Source organism: Saccharopolyspora sp. NPDC045941, assembly GCF_056431445.1.
In genome coordinates this window covers 108967-129970 of sequence record NZ_JBWKKU010000006.1, presented here as the reverse complement: position 1 = coordinate 129970, position 21004 = coordinate 108967, and the positions used below count along the sequence as shown (strand labels likewise).

The 21004-nt window shown below is 71.6% G+C and carries 18 protein-coding genes; 11 read left to right on the top strand and 7 right to left on the bottom strand.

Annotated elements, in window-relative coordinates:
- Nucleotides 1–133 precede the first annotated feature (133 nt).
- Nucleotides 134–1756: a PucR family transcriptional regulator gene (locus tag AC07FN_RS06910; protein WP_478394750.1), complete on the top strand. Its 1623-nt coding sequence runs from the start codon at nt 134–136 to the stop codon at nt 1754–1756.
- A 5-nt stretch (nt 1757–1761) separates the two neighbouring features.
- On the opposite strand, the gene AC07FN_RS06905 is transcribed toward AC07FN_RS06910, so the two are convergent.
- Nucleotides 1762–2370, bottom strand: a complete 609-nt coding sequence (locus AC07FN_RS06905) for a TetR/AcrR family transcriptional regulator (RefSeq protein WP_478394749.1) — start codon at nt 2368–2370, stop codon at nt 1762–1764.
- A 153-nt stretch (nt 2371–2523) separates the two neighbouring features.
- On the opposite strand from AC07FN_RS06905, the gene AC07FN_RS06900 reads away from it, so the two are divergent.
- From AC07FN_RS06900 to AC07FN_RS06890, 3 genes are all read left to right on the top strand, one after another.
- A complete protein-coding gene (locus AC07FN_RS06900; protein WP_478394748.1) occupies nt 2524–4089 on the top strand; it encodes an MFS transporter in 1566 nt (521 codons plus the stop codon).
- Nucleotides 4090–4628: 539 nt separating this feature from the next.
- Nucleotides 4629–4847 (top strand): HC3 family zinc finger protein, encoded by a 219-nt coding sequence (locus AC07FN_RS06895; RefSeq protein WP_478394747.1) that lies wholly within the window; start codon nt 4629–4631, stop codon nt 4845–4847.
- A complete protein-coding gene (locus AC07FN_RS06890) occupies nt 4844–5077 on the top strand; it encodes a hypothetical protein (protein ID WP_478394746.1) in 234 nt (77 codons plus the stop codon). The genes AC07FN_RS06895 and AC07FN_RS06890 overlap by 4 nt, the downstream gene beginning before the upstream one ends.
- A 49-nt stretch (nt 5078–5126) precedes the next feature.
- Here the strand turns inward: AC07FN_RS06890 and AC07FN_RS06885 are convergent, their stop codons facing one another.
- The 5 genes from AC07FN_RS06885 to egtA all read right to left on the bottom strand — a co-directional run bounded on the left by AC07FN_RS06885 (nt 5127) and on the right by egtA (nt 9925).
- The gene (locus tag AC07FN_RS06885; RefSeq protein WP_478394745.1) at nt 5127–5264 is read right to left on the bottom strand and encodes a hypothetical protein; all 138 of its coding nucleotides are present in this window, start codon (nt 5262–5264) and stop codon (nt 5127–5129) included.
- A 325-nt stretch (nt 5265–5589) separates the two neighbouring features.
- Entirely contained in the window at nt 5590–6561 is a 972-nt protein-coding gene (gene egtD / locus AC07FN_RS06880; RefSeq protein ID WP_478394744.1) for an L-histidine N(alpha)-methyltransferase, read from the bottom strand.
- Nucleotides 6558–7319, bottom strand: coding sequence for an ergothioneine biosynthesis protein EgtC (egtC, locus tag AC07FN_RS06875; protein ID WP_452614071.1), 762 nt, complete (start codon nt 7317–7319; stop codon nt 6558–6560). Before egtC ends, egtD begins: the two co-directional genes overlap by 4 nt.
- A 9-nt stretch (nt 7320–7328) precedes the next feature.
- Nucleotides 7329–8660 (bottom strand): ergothioneine biosynthesis protein EgtB, encoded by a 1332-nt coding sequence (egtB, locus tag AC07FN_RS06870; protein WP_478394743.1) that lies wholly within the window; start codon nt 8658–8660, stop codon nt 7329–7331.
- A 32-nt stretch (nt 8661–8692) separates the two neighbouring features.
- On the bottom strand, nt 8693–9925 hold the full coding sequence (egtA, locus tag AC07FN_RS06865; protein ID WP_478394742.1) for an ergothioneine biosynthesis glutamate--cysteine ligase EgtA: 1233 nt from the start codon (nt 9923–9925) through the stop codon (nt 8693–8695).
- 266 nt (nt 9926–10191) lie between these two features.
- On the opposite strand from egtA, the gene AC07FN_RS06860 reads away from it, so the two are divergent.
- From AC07FN_RS06860 to AC07FN_RS06845, 4 genes are all read left to right on the top strand, one after another.
- Nucleotides 10192–10785: a TetR/AcrR family transcriptional regulator gene (locus tag AC07FN_RS06860; RefSeq protein ID WP_452614068.1), complete on the top strand. Its 594-nt coding sequence runs from the start codon at nt 10192–10194 to the stop codon at nt 10783–10785.
- Nucleotides 10786–10882: 97 nt separating this feature from the next.
- Entirely contained in the window at nt 10883–12970 is a 2088-nt protein-coding gene (locus AC07FN_RS06855) for an FUSC family protein (protein WP_478394741.1), read from the top strand.
- Between the two features lie 117 nt (nt 12971–13087).
- Nucleotides 13088–14467, top strand: a complete 1380-nt coding sequence (locus AC07FN_RS06850) for a pyridoxal phosphate-dependent decarboxylase family protein (protein ID WP_478394740.1) — start codon at nt 13088–13090, stop codon at nt 14465–14467.
- A gap of 103 nt (nt 14468–14570) precedes the next feature.
- Complete coding sequence (locus tag AC07FN_RS06845) at nt 14571–16082, top strand: alpha/beta hydrolase (protein WP_478394739.1); 1512 nt, start codon at nt 14571–14573, stop codon at nt 16080–16082.
- Nucleotides 16083–16130: 48 nt separating this feature from the next.
- Here AC07FN_RS06845 and AC07FN_RS06840 read toward each other — a convergent pair whose 3' ends face one another.
- On the bottom strand, nt 16131–17606 hold the full coding sequence (locus AC07FN_RS06840) for a peptide MFS transporter (RefSeq protein WP_478394738.1): 1476 nt from the start codon (nt 17604–17606) through the stop codon (nt 16131–16133).
- Between the two features lie 221 nt (nt 17607–17827).
- Here AC07FN_RS06840 and AC07FN_RS06835 point away from each other — a divergent pair, with 221 nt between their 5' ends.
- The 3 genes from AC07FN_RS06835 to AC07FN_RS06825 all read left to right on the top strand — a co-directional run bounded on the left by AC07FN_RS06835 (nt 17828) and on the right by AC07FN_RS06825 (nt 20945).
- A complete protein-coding gene (locus AC07FN_RS06835; protein ID WP_478394737.1) occupies nt 17828–18388 on the top strand; it encodes a TIGR03086 family metal-binding protein in 561 nt (186 codons plus the stop codon).
- A 182-nt stretch (nt 18389–18570) separates the two neighbouring features.
- On the top strand, nt 18571–19908 hold the full coding sequence (locus AC07FN_RS06830) for a hemolysin family protein (RefSeq protein WP_478394736.1): 1338 nt from the start codon (nt 18571–18573) through the stop codon (nt 19906–19908).
- Nucleotides 19905–20945, top strand: coding sequence for a hemolysin family protein (locus AC07FN_RS06825; RefSeq protein ID WP_452614061.1), 1041 nt, complete (start codon nt 19905–19907; stop codon nt 20943–20945). The genes AC07FN_RS06830 and AC07FN_RS06825 overlap by 4 nt, the downstream gene beginning before the upstream one ends.
- Nucleotides 20946–21004 lie beyond the last annotated feature (59 nt).

The window sequence follows — 21004 nt, the reverse complement described above, 5'->3', positions numbered from 1 at the left end:
GGCGGCCGGTTTCTCCGCGGCGGTCGTGCGTGCCGCTGCGGCCAGTCTGGTCGGCCGCGGCGGCCGCTTCCACGGACAACCTGTACTCATTTGGCGCTGCAGGCATTACGGTTTGTGCACCATGGATGCCGCGATGAAACCGACCTCGCCGGACGTGCTGGCGCTGCCGACCGTGTCCGAGGTGCTGGAGCTGCCGGTCCTGCGGCGCGGCAAGCCGCGGGTGGTGGCCGGCGCCTCCGGCCTGGACGGGCGGGTGCGTTGGGTGCACGTCGCGGAGATCGCCGACATCGCCCCGCTGCTCAGCGGCGGCGAGCTGGTGCTGACCACCGGCATCGCGCTCCCCGAGGAGCCCGCGCAGCTGGTGCGCTACGTCGACGAGCTCGCCGCGGTCGGGGCGTGTGGGCTGGTCGTGGAGCTGGTGCGCCGGTGGCGCGACCGGGTGCCGACGGCGCTGGTGGACGCGGCGCACCGGCACGACCTGCCGCTGGTGACACTGTCGGAGGAGACGAAGTTCGTGGCCGTCACCGAGGCGGTGATCGCCCGGATCCGCGACGCCCAGCTGGCCGAGCTGCGCGCGACGCACGCCATCCACGAGACGTTCACCGCGCTGACCACTTCGGGCGCCGAACCCGCGTCGGTGCTGCGGGAAGCGGCGCGGATCGCCGCCCGCCCGGTGGTGCTGGAGACGCTCGCCCACCAGGTGCTGGCCTACGACTCGGCCGGTCAGGACCCGGTGGCGCTGCTGGCGGAGTGGGCGGAGCGGTCCCGATCGGTGGTGCAGTCCGGCCGCACCTCCTACGACCCGGACCAGCGGTGGCTGACCACCGTGGTCGGGGCTCGCGGCGACGACTGGGGGCGGCTGGTGATGCTCGGGCCGGAGCCGCCGCACCGGCACGTCGTGGTCGCCGAGCGGGCGGCGTCGGCGCTGGCGGTGAACCGGCTGGCGACCCGCGACCGGGAGAGCCTGGAGCGTCAGACGCACCGCACGCTGATCACCGAACTGCTCGCGGGCAACGCCGATACCGCCGATCTGGCGGCCCGGTCCGCGGGCGTCGGCGTGCCGCTCGACGGCCCGCTGGTGGGCATCGCGGTCCGCCCGCACACCACGACGACGGTCGCGCCGGCGCTGGAAACCCAGCAGGCGCTGCGGGATCTCGCCGAGGCGACGGCGCTCGCCGCGCGCAAGGCGAAGCTGCCGGTGCTGGTGGGCGTCGTCGACGACGTCACCGTCCAGGCCCTGGTGGCGCTGCGGACGCCCGAAGCCGACGCCGTGCTGACCCGCTTGGCGGCGGATGTCCGCCGGTCCGCGGGCACGCAGTCGCTGCAGGTTGTGGTGGCGGTCGGCAGCGTAGTCGGCTCGATCGCCGGGGCGCGCCGGACGCTGACCGAGGCCGCCCAGGTCGCGGAGGCGGCGCTGCACATCGACGACGGCGACCGCGAGTTCCACCGCCTGGACGACGTGCGGCTGCGCGGACTCTTGCACCTGCTGCGCGGCGACGAGCGACTGATCGCGTTCGCGGAACGGGAACTCGGGCCGATCATGTCCAACGAACGGCTGCTGGACGCATTGCGATCGCTGTGCCGCCACGGTGGGAACAAGTCCGCGGCAGCGGCGGCGGCGCACCTCTCCCGGACCGCCTACTACGCGCAGCTGGCGCGCATCGAGCAGCTGCTGGGCGTGTCGCTGAGCGCCCCGGAATCCCTGGTGTCACTGCACGTCGCGCTCCTGGCACGGGATCTGCACAGCGGATCCTGAACCCCTCAGAGCCGGGGGCTCAGGGTTCGGCGGGTCAGGTCCTGGGTCTGCTTCGTCAGACCCGCGACGTCGATCTCCGCCCCGGTGGCGATCAGTTCGTCGAGGAGGCCGTCCACGCCGTGGTAGACGATCCGGAACGCCGTGGGCGCGTCCGGCGCGAAGGTGCCGTCGGGCACGCCGTCTGCGACGAAGTCGCCGATGCGGTCGATCACCCGGCGGTTGATGTCCTTGCACAGCTCCAGGGCCTTGGCGTTGGCGGAACCGTAGACCGTGCGGTGCAGTTCGGCGTTGCGCACCGCGTGGTCCAGCAGCGCCGCCCACAGTTCGTCCAATGTGGACCATCTCGACCCGTCGCCGGCGAGCACCAGGTCCGCGATCTCCAGGATGCCTTCGACGTAGCGCTCCCAGACGGCGGCGAGCAGGTGTTCCTTCGACTCGAAGTAGAGGTAGATGGTGCCCTGGGCGATCCCGCCCGCCCGGGCGACCTCCGCCATCGTCGCCCGCGCGAAACCCGTGGTCGAGAAGACCTCGGTCCCGGCCTGCAGGATCGCTTCGCGCCGGTCCTCGGGACTCATCGTCACCCGGCGGCGGCGTGCCGGCGTTCGTGCGGACATCTCGGCGACCTTCCTGCTGTGCGGCGGGCGCCAGCATAGCACTCGACTGAACGACGCTCACTGAGCCGCGCTCATTGACTGACTGAGCATCATTCAGTTAGCGTTCTCGGCGGCGCGCTCGCGCCGTCCGATCACTCCGCGAGGTTCTCCCGAATGCCGAATTCCCTTGTCCCCGAACGCCATCCGCGACTGCTGCTGGCACTGATCAGCAGCGGCGTCTTCCTGGTCCAGCTCGACGCGACGATCGTCGCCATCGCCCTGCCGGACGTGCAGGCGCACCTCGGCGTCGGCGTCGGCGATCTGCAGTGGATCATCGCCGGCTACACGCTCATGCTCGCCGGGCTGCTGCTCACCGCGGGCACCCTCGGCGACCGCTTCGGCCACCGGCGGCTGTTCCTCGGCGGGCTCGTCGCGTTCACCGCCGCTTCCGCGCTCTGCGCTCTCGCGCCGACCTTCGAGGTATTGCTGGCGGCGCGAATCCTGCAGGGCGCAGCGGGATCCGTGCTCATCCCGGTGTCGTTGGCGCTGATCAGCACGGTGTTCCCGGATCCGCGAGCGCGCGCGAAGGCCATCGGCACCTGGGCCGGCATCGGCGGGCTGGCACTCGCGGTCGGACCGCTGCTCGGCGGCGTACTGGTCGAAGCCTTCGGCTGGCCGAGCATCTTCTGGGTGAACATCCCGGTCGGCGTGGCCGCCACGCTCGCCCTCCGACACCTGCTCCCGCTACACCGTCCACAAGGGACTCGTTCGCTCGATCCGCTGGGACAGCTGCTCTTCGCCGCGTCGATCGCCGCGCTCACCTACGCGCTGATCGAAGGCGGGCGCGACTGGACGGCCACGCCCGTCGTTGCCGCGCTAGTGGTCGCCGCGGGCGGGCTGGTCGTCTTCGTGCGCTGGGAGCTGCGGCACCCCGACCCGATGGTGCCGATCCGGCTGTTCCGCAGCCCGGTGGTGCTGGTCGCTGGGGCGGTCAACCTGTTCGGCCTGCTCGGCCTCTACGGCGGCATCTTCCTGCTGACGCTCTACCTGCAGCAGGTGAACCGGCTCAGCGCGGCGGCGGCCGGACTGCGGTTCCTGGCGCTGAACCTGGCGATCATGATCTTCTCGTACCTGGCCAGCGTGCTGGCCGCGAAGCTGGGGCCACGGCCACCGATCGTCGCCGGTTCGGCGCTGACCGCCATCGGCCTGCTGGCCCTCACCGGGCTCGGCGTCGGCACCGGATACGGGCAGTACTGGTGGGCGCTCGCGCTGCTCGGCGCCGGGGTTTCGCTGGTGGGCGCACCCGCCACCGTGGCGCTGCTGAGCGCGGTTCCACCCGAGCAAGCCGGTGCCGCATCGGGAATTTCCAACACCTTCCGGCAGCTGGGCAGCGTGTTCGGCGTCGCGGTCTGCGGCACGCTGCTCGTCTCGCACCTGCGGGCGGAACTGCCCACCCGGCTGCCGACGCTCCCGGCGGCCGCGATCGACCCGCTGTCCAGCGGAGATCTGTCGATCATCGACCGGCTCCCGATCGACCTCCGGCAACTGGCCTTCGATGTCAGCGCACAGCTGCTCGTCGAAGGGCTGCACCTGGGCGCCCTGGTGGCCGCCGCCTGCGCGCTGCTCGCCGGAGCGGCCGCCCTGCTGTTCCTGCCCCGAAGCGGCTCGATCCGACCGCTTTCCCAGTCCCAGCCACAAGTTCGCGCCCGCCGGAGAAGGGCACCGCGGCGCCGGGTGTAGCCTTGGGCCGCTGGCCGCGCACTGACGGCACCTCCCCCCAGTGGCTGTCGGTGCGCGGCCGGCCCAAACCCCGATTCGCCGCCACAGCAGCGAAAAACGGCCTTCGCCGTTCCCCGCACCGCGATCGCACCCCGCGCCCCTCCGCGCGAAACGAAGCACCCCCGGGCGCAACGGCTCCCAAACCGATCACGACGGCTCCGACGGCGCTCGCCAACACGATCGACCCGACCAGACCCCCACTACCCGGCGCCGGTGCCCGGTGCCCGGTGCCCGGTGCCGCAATTTCAATGGAAATCGAAGGTCCGATTTCCATTGAAATTGCGGAAGACCGGGGCCGGACGCCTGCACCTGGCGGGAGCACCACCGTCGGCGTCACCCGATTTTGACCACCGTGCGTGCACGGTGCCCCCGGTTCATCCGCCGTTCGGGTGAATGGTCGATCATTGTCGCAGGAGCGCGTTGGGCCGAACGGGTCATTGCCCGTCCACCGGGCGTCACGCGTCCCCTGCGCGCCAGTCCCGTCCGCGGAGGTGGGGAAGATGTTTCGACCGAAGCACCACTGGCAACCTGCCGAGCAGCAGCGGCACGCCGTCGCGGGAACGCTGCCGGGCGGGCGGCGCCATCGGGACGGGGAATCCATCAACGCCCTTTGCGAGCGGACCGTTTCCACGACCGGGCGCACCGAACTGGACTGGCTGTGGCCGACCTGCCCGGACTGCCTGCGAGCGGCCGAGCGGCTCAACGGAATCCCGTCATGACCCGCCCCGTGGTGGTGCGCTTCGCCTTCGGGATAGTCAGCGAAGCCAGCCGCCAAGCACACCTCGCCGTCGCCCCCGAGGCCGGCACCCCGGAGCGCTGGCTCACGTACTGCGGCGTGGAGATCCCCACGAACGTCGCCGAGGTGTCCGCGCAACCGGCCGGCATGCCGTGCATGGGCTGTCTCAGCGCCCCCAGCGGCCCGGCGAGACCGCGACTCGGCTCCGGATAGCAGAACCGCACCCGCCCGGAGGCCGGGCGGGTGCGGTTACCTGCGACGATCAGCGCGAGAAGGTCACGGAACGCACCGCGACGTCGCGCGGGGCCTGCTGCCCCGGCTGCAGGATGTAGTAGTACACGTCGCTGGAGCAGTTCGAGTCCAGGAAGACGATCGCCGTTGCGTCGGTGTTGTTGCGCACCCCGTAGGCCGGGGCTTCCGGGTTCGGCAGTTCGAGCCGGTGGCAGAGCCGCCCGGCCGGGTCGAGGAGCGCGCGCTGGTGGTACGCGTTGGTCCCCTCGACCTAGTAGCTGAATTCGCCGTCCGCCGCGAGCGCAGAACCGGGCAGCGACAGCAGCAGACCGGCCGCACCGAGTGCGGCGGCGACAGTTGCGCGTAGACGCATCGAAACCGTCCCTTTCTGGGAAAATCAGACGCTGACACCGCAATACTCGTGATGCCGCCCGCGCGCGCCACCGCGATCACCCGCTGGTGGGGGTGATCACCGCCCAATTCACCGATCGGCTCTACCGCGCCGCGGCCAGCGACAGCGCGAACTCCTCGGCGTCGTCCAGCCACCAGTGGCGCAGCTCGAATCCGGCCACCGCCAGTTCGTCGCGGACCCGGCCGTGCCGGAACTTCGCCGAGATCTCGGTGCGGATCTCCTCTCCCCCGGCGAAGTCCACGCCCAGCCCCAGCTCCGGCAGCCGGACGTGCATCGGCCGGCCGGCCCGCAGCCGCATCTCGATCCACTCCTGCTCGGCGTTCCACAGGGCCACGTGCCGGAACCGCTCGGGCGCGAAGTCGGCGCCGAGTTCCCGGTTGAGCACCCGCAGCACGTTGCGGTTGAACTCCGCGGTCACGCCCTGCGCGTCGTCGTAGGCGCGCACCAGCCGCCCGGGATCCTTCACCAGGTCGGTGCCCAGCAGCAGCCACTCGCCCGGCCGCAGCGCCGCGCGCACCGCGGCGAAGAAACCCGCGCGCTCGGCCGGCAGCAGGTTCCCGATCGTGCCGCCCAGGAACGCGACCAGCCGGCCCGCCCCCGCGTCCAGCGCGGAAAGGCCGCTGGTGAAGTCGTCGACGACGCCGCGCACCCGGAGTTCCGGGTAGTCCAGCGCGATGGACTCCGCGGCGGCGCGCAGCGCCGACCCGGACACGTCCAGCGGCACGAACCGCTCCAGGGTCTCGGTCTTGCGCAGCGCGTCCAGCAGCAGCCTGGTCTTCTCCGACGACCCGGACCCGAGCTCGACCAGGGTGGCCGCGCCGGTGATCTCGGCGATCTCCAGCGCGCGCCGCTGCAGGATCTGCTGCTCGGCGCGGGTCTGGTAGTACTCCGGCAGGGCCGTGATCCGCTCGAAGAGGTCGCTGCCCGCCGCGTCGTAGAACCACTTGGGCGACAACCACTTCGGGCTGTCCGTCAGCCCCTCGCGGGCGTCGGTGCGCAGCGCCCGGGCCGCGTCTTCCTCGGTGAATCGGACGAGAAGTTCCGGCTCGCTCATCGCTCCCCCATCGACAACTCCGACAACGACGTCACCCGCGCATCCGCGGTGTCCGCGACGAGCAGGCACCGGTCCGGGACCTCGACCCACCCGGCTTCCGGGCCGAACGGCTCCGACGCCACCGCCACCGACTCCTCCGACCGGCGCACCCACAGCGCGTGCGTCCAGGTGGTGGCGATCAGCCGGGCACCGTCGGAGAGCAGCAGGTTCAGCCGCGAATCCGGTGCGGCGGCGACGACTTCGCACACCAGCTCCCGCACCGCCCGGTCCGGCTCCTCGCCGTCTGCCAGCCGCTGCCGCAGCAGCGCCCACAGCAACGCCGAGTCGGTGGCCGCCTCCAGCGTCAGCATGTCCACGACCTCCAGCCCGGCGGCGAGCTTCGCCAGCGAATCCGGCCAGCCGGTGACCCGGCCGTTGTGGCTGAACAGCCAGGTGTCATCGGTGAACGGCGCGCACGCGCCCGGAGTCACCGGCATGCCGGCCGTCGCCGAACGGACCGCCGCGACCACCGCGCCGCTGCGCACGTCCGCGGCCGTCTGCCGGAACGATTCGTCCGTCCACATCGGAACGGCGGCCCGGTAGCGGGCGACCGCGCCGTCCGGCCGGTACCAGCCGACGCCGAAGCCGTCGGCGTTGATCGTGCCGCCGCCGCGCATGTCGTTGGGCGCCCACGTCTGCTCCAGCAGCGAATGGGCCGGTTCGAGCAGCAGTTCCGCCAGCGACACGGCTGGCCCCAGATATCCCACGTGCCGGCACATCGGTCAGTCTCACTCCCCTCGTCCGGGCGTCCGGGCGCACCGGAAGCCGGCGAAGATCTGCCGCCGGATCGGGTAGTCCCAGTTCCGGAAGGTGCCGCGGCACGCGGTGGCGTCGGTGCCGAACGAGCCGCCGCGAAGCACCTTGTAGTCGGGCCCGAAGAACACCTCGGAGTACTCGCGGTACGGGAACGCCGAGAACCCCGGGTACGGCGAGAAGTCGGTCGCCGTCCACTCCCAGACGTCGCCGATGAGCTGCCGCGCGCCGCACGGCGCCGCCCCGTCCGGATACGCCCCGGCGGGCGCCGGCCGCAGGTGCCGCTGCCCCAGGTTGGCGTGCTCGGGACGCGGATCGGCTTCGCCCCACGGGTACCGCCGGGACCGGCCGCTCGCGGGGTCGAACCGCGCGGCCTTCTCCCACTCGGCCTCGGTGGGCAGCCGCTTGCCCGCCCACGCCGCGTACGCCTCGGCCTCGTGGAAGCTGACGTGCACCACCGGCTCCTCCGGCGGCACCGGCTCGACGTGGCCGAACCGGCGGCGCAGCCACCGGTCGCCCTCCAGCCACCAGAACCGCGGCGCCCGCAGCCCGGCCCGCTGCCGGTGCGCCCAGCCCGCGTCGCTCCACCAGCGCGGGTCGTCGTAGCCGCCGGCGTCGATGAACGCCAGGTACGCGCCGTTGGTGACCGGGGTGCTGTCGAGGTAGAAGTCGTCGACGTGGACCTGGTGCGCCGGTCGCTCGTTGTCCAGCGCCCAGGGTTCCGCGGAGGTGCCCATGGTGAACGGCCCGCCGGGCACGAACACCTCGGGCGGCAGCACGTCCACATCGGACGGTGGCGGCTCGGCCGCGAGGGCCGGTGGCCCGTCCCGCAGCTGGTGGGTGGCCAGCATCGTCTCGTCGTGCTGCTGCTCGTGCTGCACGATCATGCCGAAGGCGAACGCCTGCTGGACCAGCCGCCGCCCCTCCAGCGGGACGCGGTCGACCAGGTCGAAGACCTTCGAGCGCACCGCCGCGACGTACTCGCGCGCCTCGGCCGGGCCCAGCAGCGGCAGCTGCGGGCGGTCGGCCCTGGCGTGCTGGAACGCGTCGTAGAGGTCGTCGATCTCCGGGCGGATCGCCGGCGCTCCGCCGACATCGCGCACCAGCCACAACTCCTCCTGGCTGCCGACGTGCGCCAGGTCCCAGACCAGCGGCGACATCAGCGGCGAATGCTGCTTCACGAGGTCCTCGTCGTCGACCGAATCGGTCAGCTCGGCGCTGCGCTGCCGGGTGCGCGCGAGTTCCGCGGCCACGTGCGCGCGCAGGTCGGCGATCCCCAGATCCACCAGATCTTGCGTGCTTTCCACCGGTCACCTCCGGTTTCGTCAGCGGTCAGCGGTCAGCGGTCGGCGGGCGCGGCGAGCCGCCGCGCCACGAAGTCGGCCAGCCGCCCGGCCAGTCCGGCCGGGCTGTCCGGTTCGTCCTCCAGGTGCCGGCACGCCAGCTCGAACACGTCGCGGGCGCTGCGCGCCAACGCCGGGTCCAGCAGCCCGTGCCGCGCGGCCTGCACCCACCGGCCGACCGCCGGGGACGTCATCGCCAGCACCTTGTCCACAGTGGATTCCTCGCGGAACAGCGCGATCAGCGCACCCGCGGGCAGCATCCAGTCCTGGCCGGGCTGCGCGTCGAGGTAGCGGACCTCGAAGTAGCCGCGCGGCCGGACCGGCGGGAACACCGTGGACAGGTGGTAGTCGAGGTCGTCGCGGGTGGGCGGGTGCGACAGCGCGCCGTGGATCCACTCCGCGAAGCTGATGCCGCTGGGCGCCGTCCAGTCCCCGCCGTCGCGGCGCAGGCACACGATCGCGGTGTCGAGCACCCGCTTGGCCCAGCTGGTCGCCGGGTCGACGGTGATCGGGCCGGGCCGGGTGCGCGGCGGATCGGTGCGCAGCAGCGCGCGGGTGCGGGTGGACACCCAGCCGGTGCGTTCGCCGAAGAGCATCGGCGAATTCGCGAAAGTCGCCATCATCACGGGCCCCAGCGCGTGCAGCGCCGCCCAGCGAGCGGCCACCCGGTCCGGTTCGCCGGCGTCGAGGCAGACCTGCACGCCAGCGGTGCTGCACATCATCAACCGGCCGTCCAGGCCGATGCGGTCGAAGGCGGTTTCCATCGCGGCGTAGCGCGGCACCTGCAGGATCCGGTTCGGGTACCGCCACGGGTCGGTGCCCTGTTCGCCGAGCACCAGCCCGGCGGCGCGCAGCCGGCGCTCGACGTACTCGGCGTCGGTGGCGACGACGCTGAACAGCGACCGCATGGACGTGGTGGGAAGACTGGAGATCTCGACCTGGCCGCCGGGTTCGACGGTGAGCACCGAGCCGTTGGGCAGTTCGCGGTGCGGGCTGTCCGGGACCAGGGAGCGCGGGGCGTGCGGGCCGAGCGCGGCGATCAGCGTCGCGGCGTCGAGCGTTCGGCCCGGGTCGTCGGAGTGGTGCACGGTCCATTCGAGTTCGATGCCCAGCAGTCGCGGCGGACCGTGCTTGAAGCACACCGACGCGACGTAGGCCTCGGCCTCGGCCCTGGTGCGGACCCGGGAGGCCGGGAAGTCGGCGGCGGCGGGATCGGTCGTAGTGGGCAATGTGATCACCCCCTGTAATTGGCCGGTTACCGACGCTACCGCTCCCCCCTGACGCCCGCGACCCTTGTTCTTGATCCGGAGAACTGGTACGAGGAACGGGAAACCCGTTCCCCCACCTGCTTTTCCCGGATCTCGACCGCCACGCGGGTAACGGTTCCGCCGACCCCGGCGACCATATGGTCGGAGGTCGCCCATCGGTTGGGACATGCGCAGCAAAACGTACGTACGGATTGCAATGTGGCGGCGGCACCTGGGACGATCAGAACATGCCTCGGGTCAGCCAAGACCACCTCGACGCCCGGCGCCGTCAGATCCTCGACGGCTCCCGGTCGTGCTTCGCGCGCTTCGGCTACGAAGGCGCCACCGTGCGGCGGCTGGAAGAAGCGACCGGCCTGTCCCGGGGCGCGATCTTCCACCACTTCAAGGACAAGGAGTCGCTGTTCCTCGCGCTGGCCGAGGACGACGCGACCCGGATGGCCGACGTGGTGGCCGAGCAGGGCCTGGTGCAGGTGATGCGCGACCTGCTCGCCGGGCCCGCAGGCGGCACCAGCAGCGCGCCCGGCGCGGACTGGCTGGGCACCCGGCTGGAGGTGTCGCGCCGCCTGCGCACGGACGAGGAGTTCCGGGCGCGCTGGGCGCAGCGCTCCGAGCAGCTGACCACCGCCACCCGCGCCCGGCTGAAGTGGCAGCGCGACGCCGGCAACCTCCGCGACGACGTCGACGTCGACGTGCTGACCGCCTACCTGGAGCTGGTGCTGGAGGGACTCGTGTCCCACCTGGCGATGGGCCTGCCCGCGGAACACCTCCCCGCAGTGCTGGACGTCGTCGAGGAGAGCGTCCGCCGCCACCGCGGTAGCTGACCCGCGCGGCTCGCCCGGGTAATCTCGCTACCGCGAACGGCCGAGCCCCTGCAGGACCATCCGGGTTCGGCGCACACCCCGAAGGAGCGCGCGGCGCATGTGGAGCGAGTGGTGGAACCGCTTCCTCGCCTCGGACCCGGCGCTGCGCCGCCTGCGCACCGCGGCCCGGGTGACGCTGTCGGTCGCGCTCTCGCTCGTGGTGGTGCTGCCGCTGCTGGCGTGGTGGGGGCAGCCGTTGCCGCTGGCCATGCTGGCCGCGGTGGTGGCGATCAACTCTTCGCTCGGCATCAACGACCCGGACCGGCGGCAGCAGAAGATCACCAACCTGCTGATGCCGCTGCCCGCGGTGCTCGCGCTGCTGCTGTCGATCCTCACCTCGCCGTGGCCGCTGCCGCACAGCCTGCTGTTCCTGGTGGTGATCTTCACCGCCACCTACATCCGCCGGTTCGGGCCGCGGTTCTTCCCGCTGGGGATGGTCGCGTTCATGGGCTACTTCTTCGCGATGTTCCTGCGCCCCCAGCTGCCGCAACTGCCGGCGCTGATCGCGGCGGCGGTGGTCGGGGCGCTGGCCGCGTTCGCGATGCGGTTCCTCGTGCTGCGGGACGACCCCGAAGGCGTGCTCGAACGCGGCCGCCACACGCTGCGCGCCCAGGTGCACGGGCTCCTGCACGCGGTGCGCGACGTCGCCGAGCACCCGGATTCGACGCAGCGGCGACGCGAACTGCACAACCGCTCGGTGCGGCTCAACGAGACCTCGCTGATGCTGGAGAACACCGTGGGCCAGCTCGACGACCTCGACGAGGCCGGCCGCGAGCTGCTCCGGCAGCGCATCCTCGACGTCGAACTCGCGGCCGAGAACCTGCTCACCCCGCTGATGCGGCTCGTCGACCACCCCAGCGGCGGCGCCACCGTGCCGCACGCGATCACCGCGCTGCTCGCGGTGCTCAACACCGAGCCGCGGGAGGTCCGGGAGGCCACGCGGCTGGTCGCCGAGGGGATCGAGCAGCAGGGCTCGGTGGAGATCGCGATGGCGGTGCGGCGGCTCGGCGCCGGGCTCGCGGAGCTGGCCGACGCGACCGGCGAGCTCGGCGGCGAACGCCGCGAGGAGGCGCCGCCGGAACCGGTCGGCGAGCCGGAGCCGACCGAGGACGACGAGACCGGGTTGCGGCGGCCCGAGCTGCGGACCGCGATCCAGGTGACCTGCGCGACCGCGCTGGCGATCATGCTGGGCCAGCTGGTCTCGCCGAACCGGTGGTACTGGGCGGTGATCACCGCGTTCGTCGTGTTCATCAGCACCAACAGCCGCGGCGAGCTGCTGGTGCGGGCGTGGCAGCGCACCGCGGGCACCATGCTCGGCGTGGTCGCGGGCATCCTGGTCGCCGCGCAGATCTCCGGCAACACCCCAGCCGAGATCGCCATGATCCTGACCTGCGTGTTCCTGGGCTTCTACTTCGCCGGCTACTCGTACGCGGTGATGACGTTCTTCATCACCACCTTGCTCGGCGCGCTCTACGGGATGCTCGGCACCTTCGACGAGGCCGTCCTGGAGACGCGGCTGTGGGAGACCGCGGTCGGCGCGGCGGCGGGCGTGCTGGCGGCGGTGTTCGTGCTGCCCACCCGCACGCGCTTCCTGGTGCGCACCAACATCCAGGACTTCCTGCTGACGCTGCGGGACTTCCTGCGCGGCACCGGCACCGAGATCAGCGACCACGGCACGGTCGCCGGCCTGCAGGAGTCGATGCGCGACCTCGACGACGGCCTGCAGCGGGTGATCACCAGCGCGAAGCCGCTGACCAGCTACCGGCTGCGCTCCCGGCGCAGCCAGGTCCAGCGGTCGGTGGCGATGCTCAGCGGCTGCGCGTACTACGTGCGCAACCTGGCGGTCGCACTGTCCTCCACTGTGGACATGGTCGACGAGGACACCCGCAACCGGCTGGCCGAGCTGCTGTGGGCGCTGGCCGACGCGGTGGAGTCGCTGACCGACGAGGCCCAGGTCAGCTTCGAGGCGGCGATCGCCTCGGCGCACCGCACGGCCGACGCGCTGCACGACATCGCCGAATCGCTGACCGACGGCCCGACCTCCCTGCACCGCACCATCCGCTGGCTGGACCGCACGACCCAGGTCGCCGAGGACCTGGCCCGCGAACTCCCCGCGGCCACGCCCGAGAAGCAACCCGCCGCCTGAGCTGCCGGGCAGTCCAGTCGATCCGGATTGGACCGCGCCGCGGCGCGCCTGCTTCGTTACGGTCGTGAGTGAGTTTTCCGGTTCTTACCGGATCAAACGCTCACGAAGGATGTCGCATTGCACCCGAAGCTCTCCGAAGACCTCGCCCGGCTGCCCGAGCTGCTCGACATCGCTCGGCGACGCGCCGTCGAGGCGCTGTCCGGGATCGCGGACCGGTCGGCCGCCGTGCCGCCCGCACCGCCGAATCCTGAGTCGCTGCCCGATTCCGCCGTCGGCGCCGAAGCCGCCCTAGAACGGTTCCAGAGCCGCTGGGCGCCGGGCTTCTCCGGCAGCGCGGGGCCCCGCTACCTCGGGTTCGTGACCGGTGGCGCAACCCCGGCTGCCGTGGCGGGCGACTGGCTGACCAGCACGTTCGACCAGAACGCAGCTGCCGGCGGCGACTCGTCGGCGCTGGACCTGGAACGCGAAGCGACCGGCTGGCTGCGCGAGCTGTTCGGCCTCGGCACGGCGCACGAAGGCGCGTTCGTCAGCGGCGCGACGATGTCGAACTTCGTCGGGCTGGCGATCGGCCGCGAATGGGTCGGTGAGCAGCTCGGCGTGTCCGTGGCGCAAGACGGCGTTGCAGCGCTCGGGAACGTTCCGGTGCTTTCCGGCAGCCCGCATTCCAGCGTCTACAAGGCACTCTCGATGCTCGGCCTGGGCCGCGGTTGCGTTCGCGAGGTGGCCACGTTGCCGGATCGGGAGGCGGTCGACGTCGATCGGCTTTCCGCGGAACTCGCCGCGCTCGACGGGCGGCCCGCGATCGTGGTGGCCAATGCGGGAACGGTCAACACCGTGGACTTCGACGACCTGCGGGCGATCGCCGAACTGCGCCGGCGCTTCCCGTTCTGGCTGCACGTCGACGCCGCCTTCGGGGGCTTCGCCGCGCTGTCCCCGCCGCACACCGAACTGGTCGCAGGCATCGACGAGGCCGACTCGGTGTGCGCGGACCTGCACAAGTGGCTCAACGTGCCCTACGACAGCGCGATCCAGTTCACCCGGCGCCGGGACCTGCAGGTCCGGGTGTTCCAGAACGCGGCCGCGTACCTGGGCCGGATCACCGAGGACCCGGACTTCGTCCACCTCACGCCGGAGAACTCGCGCCGCCTGCGCGCCCTGCCGGCCTGGTTCACGCTCGCCGCCTACGGGCGGCAGGGGCACCGCGAGATCGTCGAGCGGGACATCGCGCTGGCCCGCGACCTCGGCGACCGGATCGCCGGGATGCCGCACCTGCGGCTGCTCGCACCGGTGCGCCTCAACGTCGTCTGCTTCACCCTCGCCGACGACCCCACCGCCGAGCGGGTCGGCGCACTGGCCCGCTCCGTCGCCGGATCCGGGGAGGCGTTCCTCACCCCGACCGTCTACAAGGGAACGCCCGGGCTGCGCGCGGCCTTCAGCAATTGGCGCACCACCGGGGCGGATGTCGGTCGCGTCGCCGCCGCCCTGCTGGCCGGCTGAACCGGAATCGGCCGGGGGACACGGACTTTCGCTGCCGGGTGTGGAACCGGGCCACCGATTACGCTCCGCCCTGAACCAGGTTCCACTCCACGAGGAGACGCCCGTGAAGCGTTCGATCGCGCTCGGTCTCGCCGGGGCCGCGGTGCTGGCCGGCACCGCGGCGCCGGGAGCGGCCGCCCAGGCAGCGCCCGGCCTGCAGTTCGGCGCGTGCCCGCAGGACATCAGCAAGCCCCACCCGCAGCTGCAGTGCGCCAACCTCGACGTGCCGCTGGATTACGCCGCGCCGAACGGCGAGAAGCTGCAGCTGCTGATCGCGAAGTCGCCGGCGCGCAAGCCCGAAGCCCGGCGCGGCTCACTGCTGATCAACCCCGGCGGCCCGGGCGGGCCGGGGGTGGCCTTCGCCGGCACGCTGGCCGGCCGGCTGCCCGCCGAGGTGCTCGACGCCTACGACCTGATCGGGTTCGACACCCGCAACTCCGCGCACAGCACCCCGATCAGCTGCGTCGACCCGGCCACCTACTGGCGGCAGCCGCTGCCCGACCCGGACTCGCCGCAGACCCGCGAGCAGAACTGGCAGCGCGCCCAGGAGTACGCCGACGGGTGCGCGCAGCGGGCCGGCAAGTACCTGCCGCACCTGAACACGCCGACCAACGCCCGGGACATGGACCGCATCCGGGACGCGCTCGGCGAGCAGAAGATCAGCTACCTCGGCTACTCCTACGGCACCTACCTCGGCGCGGTGTACGGACAATTGTTCCCGGAGCGCGTGGAACGGATGGTCCTGGACAGCACGGTCAACCCGGACACCTCCGAGGTCTGGTACCGCAACAACCTCAACCAGGACATCGCCGCGCAGCGGCGGCTGGGCATCTACTTCGACTGGATCGCCCAGCACGACCAGGTGTTCCACCTCGGCACCGACCGCGGCCAGGTGCAGGCCGCCTGGGACGGCATCCGGGCCGAGCTCCGCAAGGGGGCGCGGGGCGCGCTCGGCCCGTCGGAGCTCACCGACATCACCTTCAGCGCCCTCTACAGCGAGAGCAACTGGCAAGACCTCGCCGAGGCGGTCGCCGACTTCCGCCTCCGCAGCGACGACCGCAAGCTCGTCGCGCAGGTGTCGGCGAAGGACGCGGCGGCGGAGAACAGCAACGCCATCTACAACGCCGTGGAGTGCGCGGACGCCCCGTGGCCGACCCGCCGCAGCGAGTGGGAGCGCGACTCCGAAGAGCTGGCCGCCGAGTACCCGCTGGCCGCCTGGTACAACAGCTGGACCGTCGCGCCCTGCCGGGTGTGGCAGGCTCCCCGGCAGCAGCCGCTCAAGATCACCGGTGCGGGGCTGCCGCCGATGCTGGTGATCAACTCGGAGCACGACGTCGCGACCCCGTACGCGGGCGCGGTGGAGATGCACCGGTCGCTGCCGTCGTCGGTGCTGGTCACCGAGAAGGACGCGGGCAAGCACGGCGTGTGGGCGATGGCCGGCAACGCCGAGGTGGACCGGATCGGCACCGACTACCTCGTCCGGGGCGTGCTGCCGAGCGGGAACGTCACGGTCGCGGGCCACGCGAACCCGGACCCGGCGGCCCCGGAGAAAGCCCGCACCTTCGACCTGCGCTGAGAAGAGGCCGGCCCCGGGATCACCGGGGCCGGCCTCTTCTCGTTCACATCAGTTCACGCCGTGCATGTAGCGCTTGATGCTCTTGGAGCCGAGCAGGAGGAGCACCGCGCAGCCGATCGTGGCCGCTCCGACGATGCCGAAGTAGACCGGCTGGTTGTCCACCGAGTACAGCTTCACCACCTGGGCGCCGAGGCCCTGCCCCATCGCCGGGGCCAGGAAGTACAGGCCCATGGTCTGGGAGGCGAAGACCTTCGGCGCCAGCTTGGTGCTCGCCGACAGGCCGACCGGCGAGAGCATCAGCTCACCGAAGGTCATGATCACGAACACCAGCGCGAGCATGATCGGCAGGTGCTTGCCGTCGCCGGCGACGAACTTCGACACCACGACCCACAGGAACGAGACACCGACGAAGAACAGGCCGCCGACGAACTTCTGCGGGGTCGACGGCTGCCGCTCCCCCAGCTTCGTCCACAGCAACGCCATCAGCGGCGCCAGCACGATGATCGCCAGCGAGTTGATGGACTGGAACCACGACGCCGGGATCACGAACCCGAAGATGTTCAGGTCGGTGTCCGCCTCGGCGATGTTGGCCAGCGTGTTCGGCTGCTGCTCGAAGAGCAGGAAGAACAGCGCGGTCGCCAGGAACAGCGGGATGTAGGCGATCAACCGGTCGCGCTCGATCTTGGTGATCTGCTTGCTGGAGAGCATCACCGCGAAGTAGATGACCGGCAGCACCGCGGAGATCAGGCTGATCACGTTGACCAGGCCGTCGAGGCCCATCACGCCGCTCACCGACAGGCCGACCAGGACCGCGATGAACACCAGGCCGAAGCCGATCGCGCGCCCCAGCACGCGGACCTTGTGCCCGGCGGGCAGCGGGTTGACCGGAACCAGCCCGGCCGAGCCCAGGTTCTTGCGCCCGAACTGGTACTGGATCAGACCGATCGCCATGCCGACGGCCGCCGCGCCGAACCCGACGTGCCAGCTGACCTTCTCGCCGAGGGTGCCGACGACGAACGGCGCCAGGAACCCGCCGAGGTTGATGCCCATGTAGTAGATCGAGAACCCGGCGTCACGGCGCGTGTCGTGTTCGCCGTAGAGCCCGCCGACGAGGCCGGAGATGTTCGGCTTCAGCAGCCCGGTGCCGATCACCAGCAGCACGAGCCCGAGCACCACCGTGGCGATGCCGCCGGGCAGGGCCAGGCTGATGTGGCCGAGCATGATCACGCAGCCGCCGTAGAACACCGCACGTTGCGCGCCGACGACCCGGTCGGCGAGCCAGCCGCCGAGAATGCCGGTCATGTAGACGGAGGCGCCGTAGACGCCGACCACCGACAGCGCTGTCGACTCGGGGATCCCCAGGCCGCCCTCGGCGACCGCGAAGTACAGGTAGTACCCGAGGATCGCTCGCATGCCGTAGTAGGAGAACCGCTCCCACATTTCGGTGAAGAACAGCGTCGACAAGCCGCGGGGGTGGCCGAAGAAGCCCCTCTGCGGTGCGTCCGCAACCGTGGGTGTGCTCACGATCACGTCCTCTCGTGTGTGACCTGGCGGCGGTAGCCGCTCGACGAAACCTGCGGCAGGTTACGTCTCGCCCCAGTGGCCCAGACCACCGGGGCGTAAACCCGCCTCGCCGCGAATGCCACGAGCGCCCCCGACCAGCCACACTGGACGCGTGGCCAGGGATTCCGCCGCCGCCTCCGGGTGACCCGTGACCGATTTCACAACGCTCATCGGGAGAAATCATGCAGCTGCTGGACGCCCACCGCAGGGCCATGGCCGAGTTCGACACCAGGGTGGGGCACATCGGCGACGACCAGTGGGACGCGCCGACGCCGTGCACGCGGTGGAGCGTCCGGGACCTGCTCGGCCACCTGGTGTCCGAGCAGCTGTGGGTGCCGTGGCTGCTCGACGGCGCCACCTTGGACGAGGTCGGCGACCGCTTCGACGGTGACGTCCTGGGCGCCGACCCGGTCGGCGCGTGGCGGGAGGCCGCCGCAGCGGCCCGGCGGGCGTGGGACGAGCCGGGCGCGACCGATGGCGAGGTCAACGTGACCGGCGGCGTGATCCCGGCGCAGGACTACGGCTGGCAGATGACGCTGGACCTGGCGGTGCACGCCTGGGACCTGGCCCGCGGCATCGGCGCCGACGACCGGCTGGACCCGGCGCTGGTGACCGCGGTACACACCGTGTTCGCGCCGCAGATCCCGGCCTGGGCGGACATGGGCATCTTCGCCCCGCCGCGCCCGGTGGCCGCCGACGCCGATGAGCAGGCCAAGCTCCTGGCCCTGCTCGGACGATCGTGATGATGTTGGCGCGGCCGGACCGGTCCGGACCCCGTATACTGGCGTCGTATTTTTCCGAATTTCTGTCTAGGAGTGACGTCTTCAGTGCCTGCGGCACAATCCCCTGAGGGCAGTACCGAGCCGGGACATAGTCCCGGCTTTCCGAATCTGATGGCCGGTTTCCCCGCCCGGGGTGATCGGTGATGGAGATCCTGCTGGCCGTTCTCGGCCTCGTTTTCGTCGGCATCCTCACGCTGGGCACCGGATTGGCGGTCGCCGCGGAGTTCTCGCTGACCTCCCTGGAACGCAGCACGGTGGACGCGCACGTCCGCCAGGTCGGCGACCGGCGCGCGCGGGCCGTGCAGAAGGCGCACCGGACGCTGTCGTTCCAGCTCTCCGGCGCTCAGGTCGCGATCACGCTGACGACCCTGATCACCGGTTACGTCGCCGAGCCCTTGATCGGTGACCTGATCCGGCCGGCGCTGACCGCGCTGGGGCTGCCCGGCGAGGCCGCCGGGGCGGTGTCGCTGACGCTGGCGATCCTGCTGGCCACCACGCTGTCGATGGTCTTCGGCGAGATGGTGCCCAAGAACCTCGCGATCGCCCGGCCGTTGCCGACCGCGCGCGCGGTTTCCGGCTACCACGCGGGGTTCTCGCAGGTCTTCCGCTGGCTGATCGACGCCATGAACAACAGCGCCAACTGGGTCGTGCGCCGCTTCGGCATCGAGCCCCAGGAGGAACTCCGGTCGGCGCGTTCGCCCGACGAGCTCGGCTCGATCGTGCGCTCCAGCGCCGAGCACGGAACGCTGGACTCCGCGACCGCCCAGCTGATGGACCGGTCGCTGCGCTTCGGCGATCGGACCGCCGAGGAGCTGATGACCCCGCGCGTGCGCGTCGAGTCGCTGACGGCCGGCGAAAGCGTGCTGGACCTGCTCGACATCGCCCGCCGCACCGGGTTCTCCCGCTTCCCGGTGCACGGCGCCGATCTGGACGAGGTGCACGGAGTCGTGCACGTCAAGCAGGCGTTCGGCGTGCCCGCGTCCCGCCGTGCGACGACTCCGGTGGGGTCGCTGGCCCGGCCGGTGCCGACGGTGCCGGAGACGCTGGACGGCGACGCGCTGCTGAACCGGCTGCGCGGGTCCGGGCTCCAGCTGGCCGTGGTGGTCGACGAGTACGGCGGCACCGCGGGCATCGTGACGCTGGAAGACGTCGTCGAGGAGATCATCGGCGACGTCCGCGACGAGCACGACCGCCGCGAGATCGCCGCCGTGCGCCGCGTCGGCGATGGCACCTGGATCATCTCCGGGCGGCTGCGCCCGGACGAGCTCGCCGAGGCCACCGAGTTCGCCGTGCCCGACGGGGACTACGAGACCGTCGCCGGTTTCGTGCTGGCCCGGCTGGGCCGCATCCCCGAGGTCGGCGATCGCCTCGACCCCGAGGGATGGGAGCTGACCGTCACGCGGATGGACCGCCACCGCATCGCCGAGCTGCGGCTCATCCAGCAGCCGGCGTCCGTCGAGGTCGTGGAGGAAGTCCGATGAGCGACGGTTTCGCGATCGTCCTCGGTGTCGTTCTGCTGCTGCTCAACGCGTTCTTCGTGGGCGCGGAGTTCTCGCTGCTGTCGTCCCGCCGGGACCGGCTGGAGGCGCTGCTGGCCCAGGGCAAGAGCCGGGCCAGGATCGTGATCAAGGCGAGCCAGGAGGGCTCGCTGATGCTCACCAGCGCCCAGCTGGGCATCACGCTGTGCTCGCTGGGCCTGGGCCGACTGGGCGAACCCGCCGTCGCCCACCAGCTGGAGGTGCCCTTCGCCGCCCTCGGCGTCCCCGAACCGGTCATGCACGCCGTGGCGTTCGCGATCGCGCTGGCGATCGTGGTCGTCCTGCACGTGCTCGTCGGCGAGATGGTGCCGAAGAACCTGGCGATCGCCGAGCCCGAGCGCCTCGCGCTGTGGCTGGTGCCGCCGCTGGTCGGGTTCGTCACCCTGGCCCGGCCGCTGATCGCCGTGTTCAACATGCTGGCCAACGCCGTGCTGCGGCTGCTGCGGGTGGAGCCCAAGGAGGAACTCGACACCGCCTACACCTCGGCGGAACTCGCCGAGCTCCTGGTGGAATCCCGCCGCGAAGGCCTGCTGGAGCAGTCCGAGCACCGCAGGCTGGCGCAGACGCTGTCGTCGGTGGAGCACACCGTCTCCGACGTCCTCGTGCCGCTGCCGGACCTGACGACGCTGCCGCAGCGCCCGACGCTGGGCGATGTGGAGCGGGTGGTGACCGAGACCGGGTTCTCCCGGTTCCCGGTGCGGGGTGATGACGGTGCGCTGCGCGGCTACCTGCACGTCAAGGACGTGCTCGACCAAGCCGGGCACGACCCCTCCACCCCCATCGCGCCCGGCCGCATCCGGCGGCTGCCGACGGTGCCGGTGGGCGCCCTGCTCGACGAGGCGCTGACGTCGCTGCGCCGGGCCGGGAGCCACCTCGCCATGGCCGTCGACACCACGGGCGAACCCGTCGGCGTCGTCGCCATGGAGGACCTCGTCGAGGAGTACGTGGGCACCGTCCGCGACGCCACCCACGTGCACTGACGGCCGCGCGTCTTCCGGGCCGCCGCCGCGGCCCGGAAGACGCGGTGCGGCAACCGTGA

Excerpts from the sequence above, each read along its gene's own strand:
- AC07FN_RS06910 (WP_478394750.1), top strand. The coding sequence starts at position 134 with ATGAAACCGACCTCGCCGGACGTGCTGGCGCTGCCGACCGTGTCCGAG.
- AC07FN_RS06905 (WP_478394749.1), bottom strand. The coding sequence starts at position 2,370 with ATGTCCGCACGAACGCCGGCACGCCGCCGCCGGGTGACGATGAGTCCC.
- AC07FN_RS06900 (WP_478394748.1), top strand. The coding sequence starts at position 2,524 with ATGCCGAATTCCCTTGTCCCCGAACGCCATCCGCGACTGCTGCTGGCA.
- AC07FN_RS06895 (WP_478394747.1), top strand. The coding sequence starts at position 4,629 with ATGTTTCGACCGAAGCACCACTGGCAACCTGCCGAGCAGCAGCGGCAC.
- AC07FN_RS06890 (WP_478394746.1), top strand. The coding sequence starts at position 4,844 with ATGACCCGCCCCGTGGTGGTGCGCTTCGCCTTCGGGATAGTCAGCGAA.
- egtD (WP_478394744.1), bottom strand. The coding sequence starts at position 6,561 with ATGAGCGAGCCGGAACTTCTCGTCCGATTCACCGAGGAAGACGCGGCC.
- egtC (WP_452614071.1), bottom strand. The coding sequence starts at position 7,319 with ATGTGCCGGCACGTGGGATATCTGGGGCCAGCCGTGTCGCTGGCGGAA.
- AC07FN_RS06860 (WP_452614068.1), top strand. The coding sequence starts at position 10,192 with ATGCCTCGGGTCAGCCAAGACCACCTCGACGCCCGGCGCCGTCAGATC.
- AC07FN_RS06855 (WP_478394741.1), top strand. The coding sequence starts at position 10,883 with ATGTGGAGCGAGTGGTGGAACCGCTTCCTCGCCTCGGACCCGGCGCTG.
- AC07FN_RS06835 (WP_478394737.1), top strand. The coding sequence starts at position 17,828 with ATGCAGCTGCTGGACGCCCACCGCAGGGCCATGGCCGAGTTCGACACC.
- AC07FN_RS06830 (WP_478394736.1), top strand. The coding sequence starts at position 18,571 with ATGGAGATCCTGCTGGCCGTTCTCGGCCTCGTTTTCGTCGGCATCCTC.
- AC07FN_RS06825 (WP_452614061.1), top strand. The coding sequence starts at position 19,905 with ATGAGCGACGGTTTCGCGATCGTCCTCGGTGTCGTTCTGCTGCTGCTC.